A 19,635-nucleotide genomic window follows, 5' to 3' on the forward strand; every position below is an offset into this window, starting at 1 on the left:
CAGCGGGACGACACGGCCGGGGTACTGCCAGGGTGATCGCACCGGTTGGTCATACCATCTCCGCTTGCGGGCGGCTCGCCGGGCGGCGTCTTCGGGCCGCCCGGCGAAAGCGTGACCGGGCGGCGATCAGGAGGTCCAGCCGGCGGTGACCACCCAGCTGACGTCGTCGGCGAAGACGCCGGCGGCGTCGAAGGTGTGAACGCCACCCTGGCTGGCGATGTAGCCGGTGTTGTTGTAATGCCGGAGGTAGCGCGTCGGGTAGTTGAACGAGCGGAACGCGTTGCCCTGGCCGTTGAGGCCGGACTGCGGGCAGAACGTGGCGTCCTGCTTGAACACCGGGCTGTTGTCATTGGCGTTGAGGTAGAGCTGGAAGCCGCTGTGCCGCAGGTAGCTGCCGGGGGTGTCCTTCGACTCGAAGGAGACGCAGCCGCTGTCGGCCAGGCCGGCGCGGACCGTGAAGGACGCCTGCGACTTGAGGGCGGCGGTGCTCGACGACGTGACCACCTGGGTGTTCACCGCGGTGCCGGAGTGCGCGAGGTAGCGGGTGGTGCAGCACGCCGTGGTGGCGCGCAGCGAGACCGAGGAGCCGACGGCCACCGCCGGGCCGCTGGTCAGCGACGTCGTCGCGTAACCGGCGGCGGTGATGTTGGCCTGCACCGCGTTCTCGGTGGCGTCCGACGGGTAGCCGGAGGTCATCACGCCCTCGTAGAAGGTGCCCTGCGCGCTGACGCTGTTGTCGCCGCCGATGCCCAGGATGATCGCGCCCTCCTTGTGCATCGGGTTGTAGCCGGACTTGTTCGGCCGTACGCCGCTGTAGAAGGTGGACAGCGAGCCGGACTGGGCGTTGCCGCCGCGGATCGACCACTGGTTCGGGCCGCCCTTGAGGGTGGCGGTCAGGAAGCGGTGGGTGATGGTCGGGTCGCCGGAGTTGTTGCCCGGGTTGTAGCCGGAGAACAACCCGTTCTCCAGGTCGGCCATGATCCACGGGCCGCTGCCGGCGCCGGTGCCCCAGCCGGTGCTGGTGCCGAAGTAGAGCGCCTCCATGTGCCCGTTGCCGGTGTCCAGGCTGCTGGTCTCGGCGTTGCCGTAGTCGAAGCAGCAGCCGCCGTTGTGGTGGGTGCCGTCGAAGATCGCGTACATGCCCTCGGCCTGGTCGCCGGTGGCGATGCCGGTGGTGTGGTTGTTGCGGTAGCCGGTGCCGGGTGAGATCCAGACGCCGTACGCCTTCTTGCCGCCGACCGTGACCGGGGCGCCGGTGGCGCTGGCCAGGTTGTCGTAGCCGTTGACGTCCGGGCCCTGGAAGCCTCCGGGCGGGGCCTGGGTGAGGTGGTTGCCACGGCCGGACTGGTCGTAGACGACCGTGATCAGGCAGGTGGTGCCGGCGCAGAAGCTGTCCTGGGCGGCCGCGTTGGCGACCCCGCCGGCGGTCAGCGGGGCGATGTTCGCGCTCGCCCCGTCGGAGGCTCGTCTCACCTGGTAGAGGGATCCGGAGTAGGCGCCGTAGAGGGCGCGGGTGGTGCTGTGCGCGGCGACGCACGGGGTGCCGCCGGAGGCGTAGATGTCGCAGGGGCCGGTGCCGGCGGCCTGCGCCGGGCCGGTGTGGAGCAGGGCACCGGCCGCGACGATGCTCGCGACGGCGAGACTTCTCGCTCTCATGCTGGGCTCTTTCCGTTGGGGACGGCTGTGCTGTGAGCGCTAACAGGGGTGCGGCGAAGGGAGCCGTGATGCGGTGATGGGGATGAAGTGTTACCGCTCACAGAGTCTCGCCGCCGATTGAAACACTGTCGTAACGCGACTGTCAACGCATCGACGCTCGCCGAGGTGTTCCCCGATACGGGTGACCAGGATTGCGGCCACCGAGCTGAAGAGCGTTGGGTATAGCGGTGTGCGACGATCACCTCACCCGCTGAACACGGGCATCGAACGCGATCTGGAGAGCGGCGTCACCACGGTGCGGCTCGCCGGCGAGCTGACCACGTCCGGCATCCGCGTCGTGCGCCTGGCGATGAGCAAGGCGGCCGCCGAGTGCCCGTCCGCCGTGGTCGTGGACCTGAGCCGGTTCCGGCACACCGACCCCCGCCAGCTCGGCGTCTTCGCCACCGCGACGCACGAGGCGCAGGCCCACTGGGGTGTCTCGGTCCTGCTCTGCCACGCCGGCCGGGAAGTGATCGACGGCCTCGGCCCGATCCGTACCAGGGTCGCCCTCTACGAGGACCGCCACCTCGCGCTGCTCGCGGTGCGCGCGCACGTGCCGCGCTGGATCCGCCGGCGCTTCGCGCCGCGGCCGCCGAGCGCGGGGCAGGCCCGTTCGCTGGTCGGTGTCGCCTGCGTGAGCTGGGAGCTGCCGCAGCTGCGCGACCCGGCCCGGCTGGTCGCCTCCGAGTTGGCGAACAACGCGATCCAACACGCCGGCACCGACTTCCAGGTGATCACCGCGTGGACCGGGCAGTACCTGCGGATCGCCGTGCAGGATGGCAGCCCGGCGGCCCCCCGCGTGGTCGGCGAGCCACCGGCCACCGGCCGGATCATGGCGCCGGGCACCGGGCGCGGCCTGCGGATGATCACCGCGGCCAGCGCGCACTGGGGCGTCACGAGGACGCCGGGCGGGAAGATCGTCTGGGCGCTGCTGCGCCCGCACCCGGATCTCACCACTGATGCAACCATCTGACGATCCGCCGGCCGTCCGGCGCTGCCGAAGGGCAGTGCGGTAGGAACGGTGCGAATTGGGGAGTTCGATGATCAAGCGACTGCTGACCGATCGGCGGGTGGGTACGAAGATCATGGCGGCGGTCGGAGTCGTCACCATGTTGGGCATGGGCGACGGCCTCTACGCGCTCAACCAACTGCGGGCCACCAACGCGCAGGTCGGAGTCGGCTACCAGATGAACGGCGAGCTGAACACCATCGGCAACCTGCGGGCCGCGGTCAACCGGTCCTGGCTCGCGATGGACGACTACCTGCTGGCCCCGGGCGCCGCCGAACGCGGCGCCGCGAGCGACGCCATGGCCACCGCGGACAAGGAGGTCACCGAGTACCTCACGGCCTACCGGGGGTACCCGCTGGACGCCGAGGCGCGGGCCGCGGCCGTCTCGTTCGCCACGGGCTGGAAGGACTTCGGCGACCTGGCCGAGAACCGGGTGCTGCCGGTGGCCGCCGAGGGCGACCGGGCCGCACTGAACGACCTGCGCGCCGGCGACCTGGCCACCGCGAAGACGGCGGTCCGGGCCGATCTGACCACGCTGGCCGACCTGACCGTCCAGGCCGGAGCGCACGAGAAGGCGATCGCCGACTCCCGGTACGCGTCGACCAAGCGCTGGGTGATCGCGTTGCTGGGGCTCAGCACCGTGTTCGGGCTCGCGCTGGCGGCCGGCATCACCCGGCTGATCGTGCGGCCGCTGTCCCGGTGCGTGGACGCGCTGCACCGGATGGCCGACGGCGACCTGACCGCCCGGGTCGAGGTGGACGGCGCCGACGAGGTCGGCAGGATGTCGGTGGCGCTCAACGAAACAGCGTCCGCGATGGCCGGGATGGTCGGGCGGATCAACACCAGCTCGGAACTGCTGGCCTCGGCCTCCGAGGAGCTCACCGCCGTGTCGCTGCAACTGTCCACCTCGGCGGAGGAGACCTCGGCGCAGGTCGACGCGGTGTCCGACGCGGCCGGGCAGGTGTCGCGCAGCGTCCGTACGGTCTCCGCCGGCACCGACGAGATGGGCACCTCGATCCGGGAGATCGCCACCAACGCCAACGAGGCGGCCGGAGTCGCCGCCGGCGCGGCCCGCGCGGCCGAGTCGACGAACGCCAGCGTCGCCCGGCTCGGCGAGGCGTCGGCCCAGATCGGCACGGTGGTCGCGTTGATCACCAGCATCGCCGAGCAGACCAACCTGCTCGCGCTGAACGCGACGATCGAGGCGGCCCGGGCCGGCGAGATGGGCAAGGGCTTCGCCGTGGTCGCGTCCGAGGTCAAAGATCTGGCGCAGGAGACCGCCCGGGCCACCCAGGAGATCACCGCGCAGGTCACCGCGATCCAGGCGGAGAGCGGCGCGGCGGTGACCGCGATCCAGGAGATCGGCCAGGTGATCAAGACGATCAGCGACTACACCACGACGATCGCCGCCGCGGTGGAGGAGCAGACCGCCACCACCGCGGAGATCTCGCGCAGCGTCGGGCACGCCGCGGACGGGTCGTCCAGCATCGCCGACACGATAGCGGTGGTGGCCGACGCCTCCCGGCACGTGACCGAGGGCGCCACCGAGACGCAGCAGACCGCCGCCCAGCTGGCCGGCACCGCTGCGGAGCTGCAGGCCACGGTGTCCGCCTACCGGATCTGATCAGTTCCCGACGTCGGCCAGGACGGCGCGGTGGTCGCTGCCCGGCGCGGCGACCACCCAGGCGTGCCGGGTGCTCATCCCCCGCTGCAGCACGTGGTCCGGGCGGACCAGCGGGAAACGGGCCGGCCAGGTGAACCCGAAGCCGGCGCCGGCCTCCTGCTGGGTGTCGGCGAGCGGGGCCAGCACGGTGAAATGCCGGTCGGTGGTCGCGGTGTTCAGGTCGCCGGCCAGCAGCAGGCGCGGGGCGGGGTCGGCGTGGACCAGCTCGGCGAGCGCGGTGAGGGTACGGTTGCGGCCGGCGGTCATGCCGGCGCGGGCCGAGGCCAGATGGGCGGCGTAGAGCCGGATCGGGCCGGCCGGGGCCCGCACGGTGGTCCGCAGCGCCCGGGTCCAGCCGATCCGGATGTCCACCGGACGGGTGTCCGAGAGCGGCAGGCGGCTGAACACCGCCACCGTGCCGGCTCCGGCCAGGTACGGATACCCGCCGGCCAGGACGTCGGTGATCGCGGGCCGGTTGGCGGCGGTGACCTCCTGCAGGACGATCAGGTCGGGGCGCGCCTCCAGCAGCGGGGCGAGGGCCGGCCCGGCGCTCGCCCGGCCCAGGTTGAGGGAGGCCACGCGCAGGTCGTGGCCGCCGTCCCGGGCGCCACCGGCCAGCACCGGGCCGAACATCACGGTCCAGGTCAGGACCGGCGCCAGCGCCGCGGCGACCGGAACCCACTGCCGGGTCAGAGCGGTGACCCCGAGCAGCAACACGATCGGGACGGCCAGCCACGGGAGGACGCTGTCCAGGACGGAACCCACCGAGCCCGGGACCCATCCGCGCCCCAGCAGGATCACGGTCAGGCCGGCCGCCGCGACCACCGGGACCGCGACCGCCAGGCGCCAGGGACGCCGGGTGCGGGCCGGCCCGGGGACCGCGACGGCAACGCTCATCGCGTCACCATAGCCAAGATCATCAAGTGATCCGGCGGGAGGGCTTCGCGCACCCCCACGAGTTCACCGGGCAGCGCCGGGGACGAGCCGCGACGCGGGCAGCGCCCGGCTCTCGCCGGACGCTTCCGATCTCTCATCTGCGGCGGGTGGCCGCAGCTATCGCGGTGACCACGACGCCCAGTCCCGCCACGATCGACAGGATCGTGCTGACCCGCTGGTCCGTGCCTGCGGCGTTGATGTTCTTGGATTTGTTCGGGTGCCGTCAAACGCGTCCCCCCGAGTTGCGGATTCCCCCGGCAGGCCATGGGCGCGCGCCCCTGCCGCTCCGGACCCTCGGCCCCGTGCGCGACCGGTGGCTTCCGTGGCCGGTCGGCTCAGCGAGCGGCGGCGGATCCCCGCACCGACAGGTCGCCGTATTCCGCCAGCGTCGCCGGCAGCCCGGTGGCGTGGCCGGACAGGGTGGCGTCGAGAAACGCCGCGCTGGTCGCCGTCGTCATCCGCACACTTTCCGACCGGCCGAGCGAACCCACCAGCGCGGGCACCGGCGGCAGGTAGAGCGGCGCGTCGGTGAAGCTGAGGTGGGCGCTGCCGGGCACACTGAGCCGGTAGCCGGGCCCACGGCCGCCGTCGAGCACCCTCGTCACCCGCGCGACGTAGCCGGCGTCCGCCTGATCGCGCACCTGGTGGGTCAGGACGAGGACGGGCTGGCGCAGCGGGAGCTGATCGGAGGTGACGCCACCGTCCAGGTTGATGACCGCGAGGAACCGCTGATCCCGCGCGGCGGCGCGCATGGCGGCGGCCCCACCGAGGGAATGACCCGTCACCGCCGCGTGTCCGGTGTCGAGCCGCCCCGTGAAGGTCCCGGCGGCAGCACCGGAGTCGAGGCGGCCGAGCTGGGTGAGGACGAAGCTGAGGTCCGCCGCCCGCACCGTCGCCCAGGAGATTCTTCGCCGGTCGTCCTCGTCCGGATCTCCGCCGGCCGCGATACGCGTCCCGACGGTACGACCGTCGGCGAGCACCACCGCGGCCGAGTCGTACGGGTGGTCGACGCCGGCCACCAGGTAACCGCGGCTGGCCAGGTCCTCGGCCCACGCCGTGTTCTGGGTGCGCACCCCACCCAGCCCGGGCGAGAACAGCACGACCGGGAAGCGACCGGCCGCCGGCGCCGCGCCGGGCACCGCGTGACTGCGGGAGCGGGTCGGACCGTCGAACAGCAGGCCGGGCGCCCCGAGATAGCCGGCCACGGCGGCGGCGACGGTGTCCGCCTCCCGGCGGGTGCGGCCCAGGTATTGCGCCCGCGGCGCCTCACGGGCCACCTTCCCCGCCGGATACCACAACTGCACGACCACGGTACGGCGGTCGGCTGGGTCCGGCGTGGCAGGCTCGTCGCGGGCCGGGTCGGTCCACTGCAGCACCGTGGTACCGACCGCCGACGGCCCCGACAAGCGCGGAAAGGACGGCACGGGCAACGCCCAGGCCGCGACCGTGCCGCCGACCACGAGCGCGGCGCAGAGCAACGAGCCGGGCAAGGCCAGCCACCAGCGGGTCCGCCGCCCGGACCGGCCGGCGCGCCGGTCCAGCAGCCACACCCCGGCGGCCGCCGCGCCGACGAGGAGGTCCGCACCCAGCACCAGCAGGATCTGCCAGCGCGTCCCCGGCAAGGTCCCGGCCGCGCCGGCGATCGCCACGGCGGCGGCGCCGGCAGCGGTACGCCGACGGGCCGCGGGCGGCAGCCACCGGGCCAGCACCAGCACGGCCGACGCCAGCACGACGACGAGCTCGGCGATGGTCAGATGCAAGCCAGAGATCATGATCGTCACGGCCACAGCATCCACAGGGGGTGCTGAGCGCACGCTGAGGAGCCCCTTGGCGCCGGCGGCAGAACGGCCGGCGTTCCGGTACCGCGCGGACAGCCCACAACAAAGCCGTATCGCCAGGACCGACACGCTGGCGGTCGTTTGGCGGCGACCTGGCTGCACGACACAGAGATCAGCCGGGCCGGGAATGGACGCTGTTCCGTGCTCCATCCCCGGCCGGCACGACTACTCCGTTCCGAAGAAACCTATGTCGTGCTCAGTCCGGCCGAAGAACTGCCCGAAAGGCTTGATGTCGATCTCCCGAACCATGACTTTGTAGATGCACTCCGTCGCCGACATGTCCAACTCATGCCAGCCTTCGAGGTCCGCATCCACGATCACCACGCCCCAGTCATCCGGAGCGACGCCTTCCCGTGCGTCCCAGAAAAAGTAGTTCTCCTGGACGGCCGCGAAGGTGATCAGCCTGCGCCCCTCGGCGAAGAACTCCTCGGGGAGGTCGACATCGTTCTCCCGCAGGTACTGCCAACCCTGATCGAGGCTTTCGATCATGTGCCCGATGTCCACGCTCTCGGACGGGTTCGGACCGAAAACACAGAGTCGGTCATCGATGCAGGCCGACCCGGTGTGCCCTATGAAGGTCTTGTAGTCACCGGGTATCGGCTGCCCGATCGCCTCCTCCACGGCATCCCACGAGCAGGGCACAACCCTCTGGGTTACACCCAGCACGTCGATGAGCCGCTCGGCATAATTATGTGATCTCACGGTTTCGGCACGTTCCAAATCTTCATGTCGATCATCAACGGATCCGGCCCACTACCTATTGCCTTGATATGAATGTAGATGGGCCGTGAACTGTTTCCGATGTATTTCGGCACCGCGCTGAACCGAACCTGCTGTGTCTTCAGAGCTTTCTTGATCTTGATCTCGGCCCCGAAGTACATCCGCGGGAAGTTCGCATGCCGGAACATGGAGACGAAGTTCCGGGGGTCCGTGTTGGAACCACCGATGGCGGCTCCGAGCAGATGCGTCTGGTTGTCCAGTCCTCCCGGCCGGATGTCCGGGATCGCCTCATCGGGGTCGGGCGCCGTCGAGTTGCCGAGATTCCTCTTGTCGAGCAGCGCGTGCACGCCGCTCCGCTGACCGTGCTCGTTGATCGTGCCGTAGTCGATCCGGCAGTCGTCGTTGTTGTTGTGGACGAGGACCGGTGCCCCGCCGGCGACGACGAAGTACGTGTGGATGTCGTCGACCGTGAGGTCGCGCATCACCTCGGCGCCGGCGTGGTTGTCGACGTCGGTGACGTACTGCAGCTCGCCGTCCGGACCGATCAGCGTCGACGTGCCGGGGACCAGGTCCGCGGCGTCGACCCACTTCTCGGTGGTCGCGTCCCAGAAGGGATGGTGCGCCGTCGTCTTGAGGACCGTCGGCTCGGTCGGGCCACGGGTACTACGGCCGCCCTTGCCCTCGGTCCGCGTCTCGGTTCCGGTGGTGCCCTCGGCCGGCTTCTCCGACACCGTGACGTCGGTCAGGTCCAGGTCACGGTTGGAGTGCAGCAGGGTGACCTGCCGCGAGCTGATCTCGCCTGTGGCCGGGTCCTTGGTCAGGACCGAGTCACCGACGTTGACCTCCGAGATCGGCCGCGTCGTGCCGTCGGCCATCAGCACCAGCGTCGACGGGTCGAAGCTGTGCTTCTGCACCAGTTGCGGGATCGGGCAGGACTCTCCCCCGGTCTCCGAGTCGTCGCCCCCGTCGTCGGAGTCGTCTCCGTCGTCGGACCGGGACTGCTTCTGCTTCGGCTTCTTCTTCGGCTCGGACTTGTCCTTCTGCTTCTGCTTGGTCTTCTGCGGCTTGCCCTTGTCCGGCTTGTCCTGCTTCTTCGGAGCCTTCTCCGGCTTCGGCTTCTTGGCAGGCTTCGACGGGGCCGGCTTCTTCTCCGGCTTCGGCTTCGGCTTGGGCTTCTTCTTCGCCGGCGGCTTCGGCTTCTTCTTGGGCGGCTTCGGCTTCTTCGGCACCTTCGACATCAGGTCGCCGAGCTTCTTGCGGGCCATGTTGACCAGGTCCTGCGCCCGTCGCATGGCGGTACGGGCGCCCTCGACGATCCGTTTCCACAGGCGGTAACCGGCGAACGCCCGGTCGGCCGCCTTGTAGAGGGATCTGCCGACCTTGAGCGCCTTGATCGGGCCGAGAGCGCTCAGTGCCAGGTCGACACAGTCCATGACGCTGCCGCCCAGACAGCCGACCACCGAGTTGTAGCCGATCATGTCGAGCAGCATCCCGACGCCGACCTGCAGCAGGATGTCGAGCAGGCTGGTGTTGCTCTCCCGCAGCGCGCGGACGTACTCGGCCTCCTGCGCGACGATCTGCGCGCCGACCGCCTTCATGTCGCGGTCGCGGGCCTCCATCGCCAGGTTGTAGAGCTTGAGCGCGGCCTGGTACTTCTTCACCTCGCAGGCGTAGTCGTACTGACCGCACTTGCCGTCGACGCCCTCACCTGTGGAGTCGGTGTTGGTGAGCGGGTTGCCCTCGGCGTACGCGAACCGGTTGGCCGCTCCGGAGTCCGGCGACGGGCTGTTGTTCGCGGTGTCGCGGGTGTCGAACGCGCCGGTCTCCGGGTCGTACCAGCGCGACAGCATGTTGACCTTGCCGGTGCCCTGGTCGGTCCACTCCTGCTGGAAGCCGAGCTTGCCGATCATGCCGCCGCTGGCCAGGACCTTGCCCCACGGGTCGTAGGACACCGATCCGGTCAGCGCGGTGCCGGTGGCCCCGAACTCGCCGACCACGTCGCTGTGCACGTCGGTCCAGGCGTAGCGCTGCGTCGTGCCGGACGCCACGCCGACCAGGTCGTCGGCCACGTCGCGGACGTAGACGGTGGTTCCGTCGGCCGCCACGTCGTTGCCCAGGCCGGTGTAGGTCAGGTTCGGCAGGATCAGCCGGCCCAGACCGTCGTACGAGTAGGTGGTGGTCCCTCCGGCCTTGGTGCCCTGCGAGATCACCTGGTTGAACGCGTCGGTGACGGTCTTGGTCTCCACCCCGTTGGTGACCGTCGAGGTCAGCGTCCCGCGCGGCGAGTAGCGGTAGCCGGTGCCGGTGGAGTCCGACACGAGCTGGTTGCGCTCGTCGTAGGTGAACGTCTTCGAGCCGGCCTGGATCCGGTTGCCGGACTTGTCGTAGGCGTAGACGACCGGGGTGACGCCGTTGTCGTACCCGGTGAGCCGGTTGGCCCAGTCGTACTTGTAGGTGTTGGTGGACGCCCCGTTGAAGCCGGTGGTCGTCTTCCTGGTCATGTTGTCGTCGAGGTCGAACCCGTAGGCGATCTTGCCGACGGTGGCCCCGGCGGACGTCTTGACCTCGTCCGACTCCAGCTGCTTGAGCTTGTTGTAGGTGAAGTAGCGGGTGTTGCCGCCGTAGGCGACCTCCTTCACCCGCGACAGCGCGTCGTAGGCGTAGGTCATGTGCACGCCCGCGGTGCTGTTGTCCACCTTCCACGGGCGGCCCGCGACGTCGTAGGAGTACGTCGTCGTGCCGGCCCCGTCGGTCCGGGTGGTCAGCGCGCCGTCGGCGTTGTAGGCGTACGACGAGTTGCCGGAGACGCCGGTGATCGAGGTGACCAGGCCCCGGTCGTCGTACTGCACCTTGTTCTCGCCGGCCGCGCCGGTGAACGAGGTCACCTGGCCGGTCAGGTCGTACGTGAAGGAGCGGTCCTTCGTGGCGACCTGGGCCCCGCTGCCGGAGCTCTTGATCAGCCGGCCCATCACGTCGTATTCGGAGGTCGCCGTGACCCCGCCCGGCGAGTCCAGGCGGATCGCCCGGCCACCGGCGTCGTAGGTCATGGTGAACGTCCGGTCCGCCAGGGCCGGCGTGCCGGACGTGGCCGGCTCGATCTGCGATTCCGGAAGACCCCAGGAGTTGTACGTGGTGATGAACCGGTTGCCCCGGCCGTCGGTGAACCGGGTCTGCCGGCCCCCCACGTCGTACCCGAAGGTCGTGGTGATCGCGTCCGAGGCGCTGATCGGCTCGCGCTGCGAGATCAGCTGCCCGGCCTCGTCGTACTCGAACGTGGTCTCGTGCCGGCTGCCGGCCTGATCGGTGTCGGCGGCGACCGCCGGGTTGTACGCGTTGCTCGCCGCCAGGGTCCGGCCCGCGATGTCGAACCGCTGGCTGCGGGTGCGCAGCAGCTCACCGGTGCCGGCCGCGTACTCCGACGAGCTGACCGTGCGGCCGAGCAGGTCGTAGGTGGCCGTCGAGTAGCTGCCGTCCGGGGCGATCACCTTGACCGGCCGGCCGGCCCCGTCGTACCTGGTCCGGCTGGTGTTTCCGGCGGCGTCGGTCACCGCCGTCTGTTCGCCGAGGCTGTTGTACTTCAGGGTGGTGGCCACGCCGCCGGCCGACTTGACGCTGGTCGGCCACGGGCTGTTGTCGTAGGTGTAGGTGGTGGTGTACCCGGTGCCCGCCTGCCGCACCGCCTCGGTCGCGGTGACGGTCCGGCCCAGGTAGTCGACCGTCGACAGGGCCTGCGCGCCGTTGGGGTCGGTGTGCGAGAGCAGCTCACCGTTGTCGTCGTAGGCGTACCGGGTGACCCCGCGGTCCGGCGTGACCACCTTGGTGGTGCGCCCGAGCTGGTCGTAGGTGTACTCGGTGACCGCGCCCAGCGGGTCGGTGCTGGAGAGGACCTGGCCGACCTTGTTGTACTTGACGGTGTTCTTGGCGCGGATCGGGGCGGTGGCGCCCGGCGCGGTGTACGCCGCCGATTCCTGCTCCACCATCTGGCCGACCCCGTCGTACCGGTTGGTCACGACGTTGCCGTACGGGTCGGCCTGCTCGGTGGTGTCGCCGAAGGTGTTGTAGCCGATCCGGCTGACCGCCCGCATCCGGACCGGCGCGCCCTCCCCGGTGACCGTGCTGGTCTCCGGGCCGACGGTGACGACCGGGCGGCCGACCTCGTCGTTGGTGATCGAGGTGACGACACCCTTCGGGTCGATGGCCGAGGTGACCGTGCCGTCGGTGTCCAGGCCGAAGCTGGTCCGGCTCACCTGCGCGCCGGCCGCCGGGAGGGCGCCGGACTGCAGCTGGCCGATCTCCGCCGGGCTCAGCGCCTTCTGGTACGCCTGCACGTCGTCGATCTGGCCGGCGAAGATGCCGGTCGTCTCGGTCTGGCCGCCGACGAGCAGGCCGGTCGCCTGGTTGTTGAACTGCTTGGTGGTCGACAGCGCCGACTTGACCACGCCGTTCACGTACAGCTGGGCGGTGTTCGTGCCACCGGACGCCGCGTTCGGCGTCACGGTGACCGCCAGGTGCGTCCAGTCCGCGGTGGCCGAGCCGGTGGTGTAGGTGCTGGCGCTGCTCGGCCAGCTGACCTCGCCGTTGGGCTCGCGCACCGCCATGGCCAGGCGCCACGAGTCGGTCGCCTTCTCGTAGTAGACCTTCAGCGCCGAGCTGCCGACGTCGCCGGTCATCGCCGCGACGAACCGGTCGGCGTCCTTGTTGCCCAGCTTGACCCAGGCGCTGAGGGTGTACGGCTGCAGCGTGTCCACCGGCGCCTGGCCGGAGATCGTGCCGGACGCGCCGCCGGAGAAGGAGGCCGCGCCGCCGCGCTCGGTGGACCAGCCCACGCCGCCGGCCAGGGTGCCGGTGTTGTTGGCGGCCGCGTCGGCGACCGTGCTGCCGGTCTTCTCGTCCAGCTTCCACCGCAGGGTCGGGGTGACGCCCGCGGAGAGGTAGCCGGTCTGCTGCCGGACCCGGCCGAGGCGGTCGTACGTGGTGCCGGTCGACGCCAGCACCGAGGTGCCGTCGCTGAGCGTGGTGCTCAGCAGTTCGTCCTCGGCCGAGTAGGTGTACGTGGTGGTGCGGGTGGTGGCGGCCTCGCCGTCCTCGGTGACGTCGACGGTCGCGGTCAGGTTCCGGCCCGCGGCGTCGTACGTGCGGGTGGTCTTGGTCCGGCCGTTGTTGGTGATCTGCGTGAGCAGGTTGCCGGCCGCGTCGTACGTGTTCTTCTCCAGCACGTGCGACTGCTTGGTGCACCCGGGCGTCTTCGCCGGGTCGCAGCCGTTCGTGCGGGTCACCGACACCAGCAGGTTGTTGTCGGTGTACGTGTACTCGTTGACGAAGCCCATGGCGTCGGTCTCGGACGCCAGCCGGCCGGCCGGGTCGTAGGCCAGCTGCCGCACCTTGAGGTCGCGTGGCGCCGACGGCGAGTCCGGGTCGCCGGTGAAGCCCTTGACCACCGTGGAGATCTCGTTGCCGACCGCGTCGTAGTTGGTCAGCACCGTCGAGCCGTCGACGTGGGTCTGCCGGTTCACCTGGCCGAACGAGTCGTAACCCAGCTCGACCCGGTTGCCCTCCTGGTCGGTCTCGGCGATCCGCCGGCCGCGGCTGTCGTAGTCGTAGGTGACGGTCCGGGACGCGTCTCCGCCGGTGGCGTCCGACACGGTCTCCGAGGTCATCAGGCCGTCGACGTTGTATGCCAGCGTGGTGACCGGCGTGTGCACCGCGCCGGTGACGGCGTTGGTCACCACGCTGTCGGTGACCGTGACCACCCGGTCCAGCCGGTCGTGGGTGTAGCTGACCGTCGAGCCGGGCATGCCCTTGACGACGTCGATCTCCTTGACCGTGCGGCCCAGGCCGTCGTACTCGTACCGGGTCGTCGCGCCGGCCGGGTCGGTCGTCTCGGCGACGTCGCCGTTCGGGTAGTAGAGGATGGTCTGCAGGCCACCGCCCGGCTTGACCACCCGCCACGGCAGGCCGGCCGGCGCGTTGCCGCCCTGGAAACCGCCGTTCTTGCCGCCGTCGGTGTAGGTGATAGTGGTCCGCCGGCCCAGCTCGTCGGTCTCGCTGATCCGGTTGCCCTGGTCGTCGTACTCGTATTTGGTGAGGTAACGGTTGTCCGAGGGTGAGTCGGAGCCGGCGGCGCGCAGCTCGATGAGCCGGTCGTTGCGCCGGTTCTTCGGGTCCGGGTTCTGCGTCGTCGCGTCCGGGAAGTACAGCGAGTACGACGTGGAGCAGTTGTTCTCCGACCGGTCCTGGCAGGTCGTCACCGACACGACGTTGCCGCGCACGTCGTACTCGTTGATCGTCATGTTGCCGTTGGCGTCGGTGACCGTGCGCAGGTTGCCCTTGCCGCTGTAGCCGAACCGCGTCTCGTTGCCGAGCGCGTCGATCTCGGCGATCTTGCGGGCGTACAGCAGGTCGTTGACGGTGGTGGTCCGGGTCGGCTTGCCGTCGGCGTCCTTCGGCCCGGTGACCGCGTAGTTGATCTGGCCGGAGGGCGCGCCCTTGACCGCGTCACGTGCCTTGAACTGGTACTGCGCCTGGGTGGCGTCGACCTCGGAGGCGTAGAACGCCACCTCGGCGAGGCTGCCCTTGTAGTACGGCGTGGTGTTGGAGTCCAGGTAGAACCAGTTGTGGCCGGCCGTCGTGCCGTCGACGTAACCGGCGCCGAGGGTGTACACCGTCGGGGCGCCGCCGGTCAGCTGGGACGGGGCCATCGGCTCCGACCCGGTCGTCGACTGCGCCTTGGCGCCGTCGACGTACAGCGTCTGCGTCGTGCCGTTGGTGGCCAGCACCACGTGGTGCCACTTGCCGTCGTTCACCGCGGCCTTGCTGGCCAGCGACGGGATGAAGGTCTGCGCGGTACTGGTGTTGCAGGCGTACAGCTGCAGGTCGGCGCCGTTGGTCTTGGTCGAGCCGGGCAGGTCCAGGCAGAGGCCGGAGGCCTTGTTGAGCAGCCGGTTGCTGGACGGCTCCCAGTTCTGCGAGGCGTGGCCGGTGCAGGCAGAGAGCACGATCTTGGTGCCGCTGGCTGTCGCGTTGCCGGCCGGGGTCATGCACTTGCCGAAGGCCCGGACGGTGCTCAGGTTGCCGTTGGCGGAGGCCGAGGAGACCAGCGTCCAGTTCTGCGCGGCGGTGCCGTTGCAGTCGTAGCTCTGGATCACCGTGCCGTCGGCGGTGCCGCTGCTGGTCACGTCGACGCACTTGCCGGCGACGCCGACCGAGTTCAGCGGGCCGGTCGGGGTCAGCGACGGCGACAGCGCGCGCAGCTTGCCGTCCGGGGTGATCCACAGTGCCGGGCTGTCGTACCGGGCGGTGCTGCTCGACTTCATGCCGAGCAGGACGTCCTTGGTCGTGGTGGTGTTGAACCACATCGAGACGGAGCTGGGCCCGGTTGGCGCGACGCCCTTGGGCAGGGTGACGTACGAGCTGGTGCCGTTGAAGGACGCCGCCTTGCCGGACGATCCGAACGGACCGTCGACTGAGCCGAGCGTGACCGTGCTGTAGGTGGCGGTGCCACCGTTGACCTGGTTGACCGCGTCGGTGACGCCGGACTCGGCCATCCGCCAGTAGTTGGTCGGCGCGCCGCCGAGCACGCCGCTCTCGTACACCTTCGTGGTCCCGACGATCGCCGGGGTCTCCGGGGTCCAGGTCTCGCCGTTGCCGTCGATGACCTTGGTGACCCGGCTGGAGGCGCTGTCGTACGAGATCTCCGCGGTGGCGTTGCCGGACGGGCGGACCACCTTGGTCAGCAGGCTGACCGCGCTCCTGGAGTCGTACAGGTCGGCGGCCAGCTGCCCGTCGACGGGGGTGTCGAAGAGCGCCACCTCGGCGATCGAGCCGGTGAAGTAGTCGCGGGTGCCGACGTTGCTGTTGGCGTTGGCGTGCGACTGGTTCGGCCAGGCCCCGCCCAGGAAGCCCTTGCCGATGAACGACGACGCCGGGGAGGTGTCCTGCACGGTGACGCCGGTCTCCGAGGCCACCGGCTTGCCGTCGAGGTACAGGTCCTGCCGGTTGCCCGAGGAGGACAGCACCACGTGGTGCCAGGTGTCGTCGTTGACCTTCAGCGGCGACGTCACGCCGTTGACAGTGGTGGTGGCCGCCATCGGCGTGTGGATGCGGGTCAGGAACAGCTGGTCGACCGGGCGGGTCTTGCCGCACGCCCAGATCTGCATCAGCGCGCCGGTCTGCGAGCCGTCACCGACCGAGTCCAGGCACAGCCCGGAGAAGTCGCTGATGATCTGGCCGTCGGCCTGCACGTCCCAGCGCTGGCTGCCGGCGGTCGACGCGCAGGTGTTGATCACCAGGTCGGTGCCGTTGACGGCCTCCTGGTCCTCGGTGTCCACGCACTTGACCACGCCGCCGGTGGTGACCTGCAGCTGCCGGGTGGTGGCCCAGGTGAACAGCTGGTTGGCGGTGCCGGCGCAGTTGGCGATCGCCAGCCGGGTGCCGTTGGTGGAGACGTTGCCCGGCACGGTCAGGCACTGGCCCTGGCCGACCGCGGTCAGCGTGCCCAGCGAGGCGCCCAGCTTGGGGGCCTTGGCGAAGCCGCCCATCAGCTGGCCGTCCGAGCCCAGGTACAGCGTCGGGTTGTAGGCGGTCCTGGTGGTCGCCGCGGTCGACGCCGCGGGCTCCATCGACTGGCCGTAGAGGACGCCGTCGCCGCCGGCGGCCGGGGCCTTGAACCACATGCTGATCGCCTGGTTCGCGCCGTCGGCGGCCAGGTTCGCCGGGACCTGCACCTGCGAGGAGGTGCCGTCGAAGCCGGCAGCGGTGGAGGTGGAGCCGGCCAGCGGGCCGGGCCGGCCCAGCGTCACGCCGCTGTAGACGCCGACGTCCGCGCCGCCGTTCTCCAGCATGGTGCTGGCCGCGGCGGTGCCGCCGGCCTCGTTGAGCCGCCAGTACGAGTGCGGCCGCGCGTTGACCATCGCGGTCGGGAACAGCGAGCCGGAGGCGTCGTACCGGTAGGTGTTGCACTCGCCCCAGTTGTTCGGGGCGCAGACCTTGGTCAGCGAGTTGCCGTTGTACTCGTACTTCCAGGTGTTGACCGAGTCCCAGTCCCCCGGCGTGACCGGGTCGGTGGCGACGTAGGCAACGTGCTTGGGCGCGGTCTCCGTCCAGATCAGGTCCAGGGTGCGCCCGGAGGCCGCGGTGATCGTGGAGAGCAGGCCGCCGGTGTAGGTGAACTTCTGGCCGCGGCCGGAGACGTCGGTGATCGAGGCGACCGGGAACTGGGCCGACCCCTCCTCGAGCCGCTTGAACTCGTAGGTGGTGCCGTCCTTCTCGGTCAGCCGGTAACCGCCGCCCTCCTCCGCCGGGATCTCCCGGAAGGTCGAGGCCAGGCCGGCCGGCGACGAGTAGGAGCCGTCGTGGTTGCGGCCGAAGGCGAGCTCGCGCCCGGTCGCATAGGTCACCACCACGGTGTTGACGCGTTGCGAGCCGTTGATGGTCACCGGCTTCTCGGTGGCCTTGACGTCGGCGATGCTCGACCAGCCGGCGCCGAACGCCTGATCGGCGCGGGGATCACTGCTGTTGTACGACCGGGTGATCTCCAGCGGCGGGCCGATGGTGTTGACCATCGCGTCCCGGGCCGACGTCGTGTAGTTGCCGATCACCGGGTCGAAGCCCTGCCCGGCGTTCTGCGACAGCACCGACGTGATCGACGGCTGCGGCACCGGGGTGGTGATCAGGTTCTTGACCAGGTTCTCGTGGTTGTCGGTGAGACCGTCGCGGACCTGGACCGTCCAGTAGTAGGACTCGTTCCAGGTGAACGTTCCCGGCGGCACCGTCCAGGACTTCTTCGTGGTCCAGTCCGAGGTGGCCAGCTGGACCTTGTTGTCCTTGTCGTAGACGAAGAAGTTGTACTCCAGCGTCTTCGGCCAGTTGTCCGGGTCGTGCGCGTCGGCGATCAGCTCCGGGGTCAGCGTGGCGGTGGTCGCGCCGTACGCCGGGTACTGCTCGTTGACCTGCGGGTCGGTGTTGTAGTCGTAGGTGACCTCGATGCGCGGGTCGGTCGCGTAGTCGCCGTAGTTGGCCGAGGTGAACCGCTTGAACGCCTTCGAGTTGGTCTCCGACGCGGTCAGCGCCAGGCCGAAGTTCGGCAGCGAGCCGGTCGACCAGCCGTTGAACGTCTGCGTCGGCAGCGACACCGACCGCATCGCGCCCTTGCCCCGGTCACCGCCGGTGTTGCTGCACGCCGGGCTGTTGTCGCTGATCACCCAGTTGGCGATCGGCGACGAGTAGGTCGGACCGGCGGAGAGCACGCCCTTCGCGTCCTCGATCCCGGCGACGGTCCAGGACTTGGTGACCCGCCGGACCTCGATCGGCTCGTGGTCGGCGCAGTTGTACGACCAGGTGTGGAACATGAACAGCTTGGCCGACTTGATCTGCGTGCCGACCAGGCCGTCGTCGTCGAACTGGTCGAAGTGCATGAACGAGCGGGACACCGTGTCGCCGCCGTCCCAGGTGCCGACCGGCAGGTTGTCACCGTTGTGCGTGACGGTGGAGGTGCTGTTGTCGGTGAAGATGTCACCGGTGTCGGAGGTCTCGATGGTCGGGTCGATCCGCACCGGGTACTGCCGCGCCGGGTCGTTGAGCCACGCCTGGTCGGCGGTCACCTTGAGGGCCGGCCCGCCGGCGGCGGTGATCAGCTCATAGCGCACGCCGTCGGACTCGGCCGGGGCGCCCGAGTGCGGGTCCACCTTCGAGTCCTGCATGTAGCCGCGTGGCACCTGCATGGCGACGCTGCCGTCCGCGGCGACCAGGTCGAGCGAGCCGTTCTTGCCGGTCCGCGCGGTCAGGCCCTGCAGCTTGAGCGGGAAGACCCACTCGTTGCCGGCCGCCGGCGAGTCCAGGACCAGGGTCTCCTTGAGACCGTCGTTGGTGGTCCGCAGCTCCAGGTCGGTGCCGGGCAGGATGTCGCGGTAGGTGGCGGTGGAGCCGTTCACGACCGCCGGGACCGCGGCGGCGCCGGCCAGGTCGTAGGCCATCGAGCGGCCGGAGGCCGTGGTCACCGTGGCCAGCGCCGGGCCACCGGTCGCCGCGAGCGACACGTCGATCGAGTTCGCCCCGGCCTCCAGGCGCTCGCCGCGCTTGGTCAGCGTGGTGTCGATCGGCTGGTAGGACCCGTCCGACGCCTTGTAGTTGATCCGCGAATCGAAGAAGACGCGGGTGTACGACCCGTCCTCGTTCTGGTACTCGTCGTACTTCGCCGTCGAGCGCTTGGGCAGCCGCTTGCTGGTCTTCTTGTCGAAGCTCTCGGCGTTGCCCTGGCCCTTCGGCGTGGTGAACTTCTTGTCCGCCGGCTTGGCCGGCTGCGCGGGGTCCTTGATCCCCTTGCCCCGGCCGGGCGGCGTTCCGGTGCCACCGTTGGCGCGCGTCTCGTCGACCCCGACGTAGTGGTCGACGTTGCCGGTCGCGCCGCCGCGCTCCTGCCTGGGCAGTCCGGTGGTCACCGCGGCCAGCGCGGGCACCTGCCGGAAGAAGGACACCAGTCCCGACAACGGCCAGCCGCCCCGTTCGTCGGGCACCACCTCCGGTGGCAGACCCACCGACAGCCCGACGGCCAGCGCAGTGACGACAGCGATACGCCGTCTCATTCGAGCCCCCGCTCACAGCTTCTTCCAAGATTTCGGCGAAGCATGCGGCACGGTAATCGAGATTCACAAGATCTTGTTCAGACAGCGTTCATCTGCATCCCCTCCGTCACTCCTCAAAAGACGAGCTCAGAGCCACGGAGTGGGATATGTCACACGCTCTTGAGTGGACCGGTCCGAACCGGACGACGGGCGGCC

General features: G+C 70.0%; 7 protein-coding genes. 2 read left to right on the forward strand and 5 right to left on the reverse strand.

Annotation, left to right across the window (positions count from 1 at the left end; all coding sequences use genetic code 11):
- Nucleotides 1–126: 126 nt before the first annotated feature.
- On the reverse strand, nt 127–1,656 hold the full coding sequence (locus tag Asi03nite_RS12535) for an alpha-L-arabinofuranosidase B (protein ID WP_203679349.1): 1,530 nt from the start codon (nt 1,654–1,656) through the stop codon (nt 127–129).
- A gap of 229 nt (nt 1,657–1,885) precedes the next feature.
- On the opposite strand from Asi03nite_RS12535, the gene Asi03nite_RS12540 reads away from it, so the two are divergent.
- Together Asi03nite_RS12540 and Asi03nite_RS12545 are read left to right on the forward strand one after the other, a co-directional pair.
- On the forward strand, nt 1,886–2,668 hold the full coding sequence (locus Asi03nite_RS12540) for an ATP-binding protein (protein WP_203679350.1): 783 nt from the start codon (nt 1,886–1,888) through the stop codon (nt 2,666–2,668).
- Between the two features lie 67 nt (nt 2,669–2,735).
- The gene (locus tag Asi03nite_RS12545) at nt 2,736–4,328 is read left to right on the forward strand and encodes a methyl-accepting chemotaxis protein (RefSeq protein ID WP_203679351.1); all 1,593 of its coding nucleotides are present in this window, start codon (nt 2,736–2,738) and stop codon (nt 4,326–4,328) included.
- Here the strand turns inward: Asi03nite_RS12545 and Asi03nite_RS12550 are convergent, their stop codons facing one another.
- The 4 genes from Asi03nite_RS12550 to Asi03nite_RS12565 form a co-directional block, all read right to left on the reverse strand.
- The gene (locus tag Asi03nite_RS12550) at nt 4,329–5,264 is read right to left on the reverse strand and encodes an endonuclease/exonuclease/phosphatase family protein (RefSeq protein WP_203679352.1); all 936 of its coding nucleotides are present in this window, start codon (nt 5,262–5,264) and stop codon (nt 4,329–4,331) included.
- Between the two features lie 374 nt (nt 5,265–5,638).
- The gene (locus Asi03nite_RS12555; RefSeq protein WP_239102642.1) at nt 5,639–7,063 is read right to left on the reverse strand and encodes an alpha/beta hydrolase family protein; all 1,425 of its coding nucleotides are present in this window, start codon (nt 7,061–7,063) and stop codon (nt 5,639–5,641) included.
- A 243-nt stretch (nt 7,064–7,306) separates the two neighbouring features.
- Nucleotides 7,307–7,843 carry a hypothetical protein gene (locus tag Asi03nite_RS12560; RefSeq protein WP_203679355.1) on the reverse strand — a complete coding sequence of 179 codons (537 nt, stop codon included), beginning with the start codon at nt 7,841–7,843 and terminating at the stop codon, nt 7,307–7,309.
- The gene (locus tag Asi03nite_RS12565; protein WP_203679358.1) at nt 7,840–19,440 is read right to left on the reverse strand and encodes a LamG-like jellyroll fold domain-containing protein; all 11,601 of its coding nucleotides are present in this window, start codon (nt 19,438–19,440) and stop codon (nt 7,840–7,842) included. Before Asi03nite_RS12565 ends, Asi03nite_RS12560 begins: the two co-directional genes overlap by 4 nt.
- Nucleotides 19,441–19,635: the final 195 nt, after the last annotated feature.

The organism is Actinoplanes siamensis (assembly GCF_016862395.1).
GTDB lineage: Bacteria > Actinomycetota > Actinomycetes > Mycobacteriales > Micromonosporaceae > Actinoplanes > Actinoplanes siamensis.

Coding starts and splice junctions, on each gene's coding strand:
- Asi03nite_RS12535 (WP_203679349.1), bottom strand. CDS start 1,656: ATGAGAGCGAGAAGTCTCGCCGTCGCGAGCATCGTCGCGGCCGGTGCC.
- Asi03nite_RS12545 (WP_203679351.1), top strand. CDS start 2,736: ATGATCAAGCGACTGCTGACCGATCGGCGGGTGGGTACGAAGATCATG.
- Asi03nite_RS12550 (WP_203679352.1), bottom strand. CDS start 5,264: ATGAGCGTTGCCGTCGCGGTCCCCGGGCCGGCCCGCACCCGGCGTCCC.
- Asi03nite_RS12565 (WP_203679358.1), bottom strand. CDS start 19,440: ATGAGACGGCGTATCGCTGTCGTCACTGCGCTGGCCGTCGGGCTGTCG.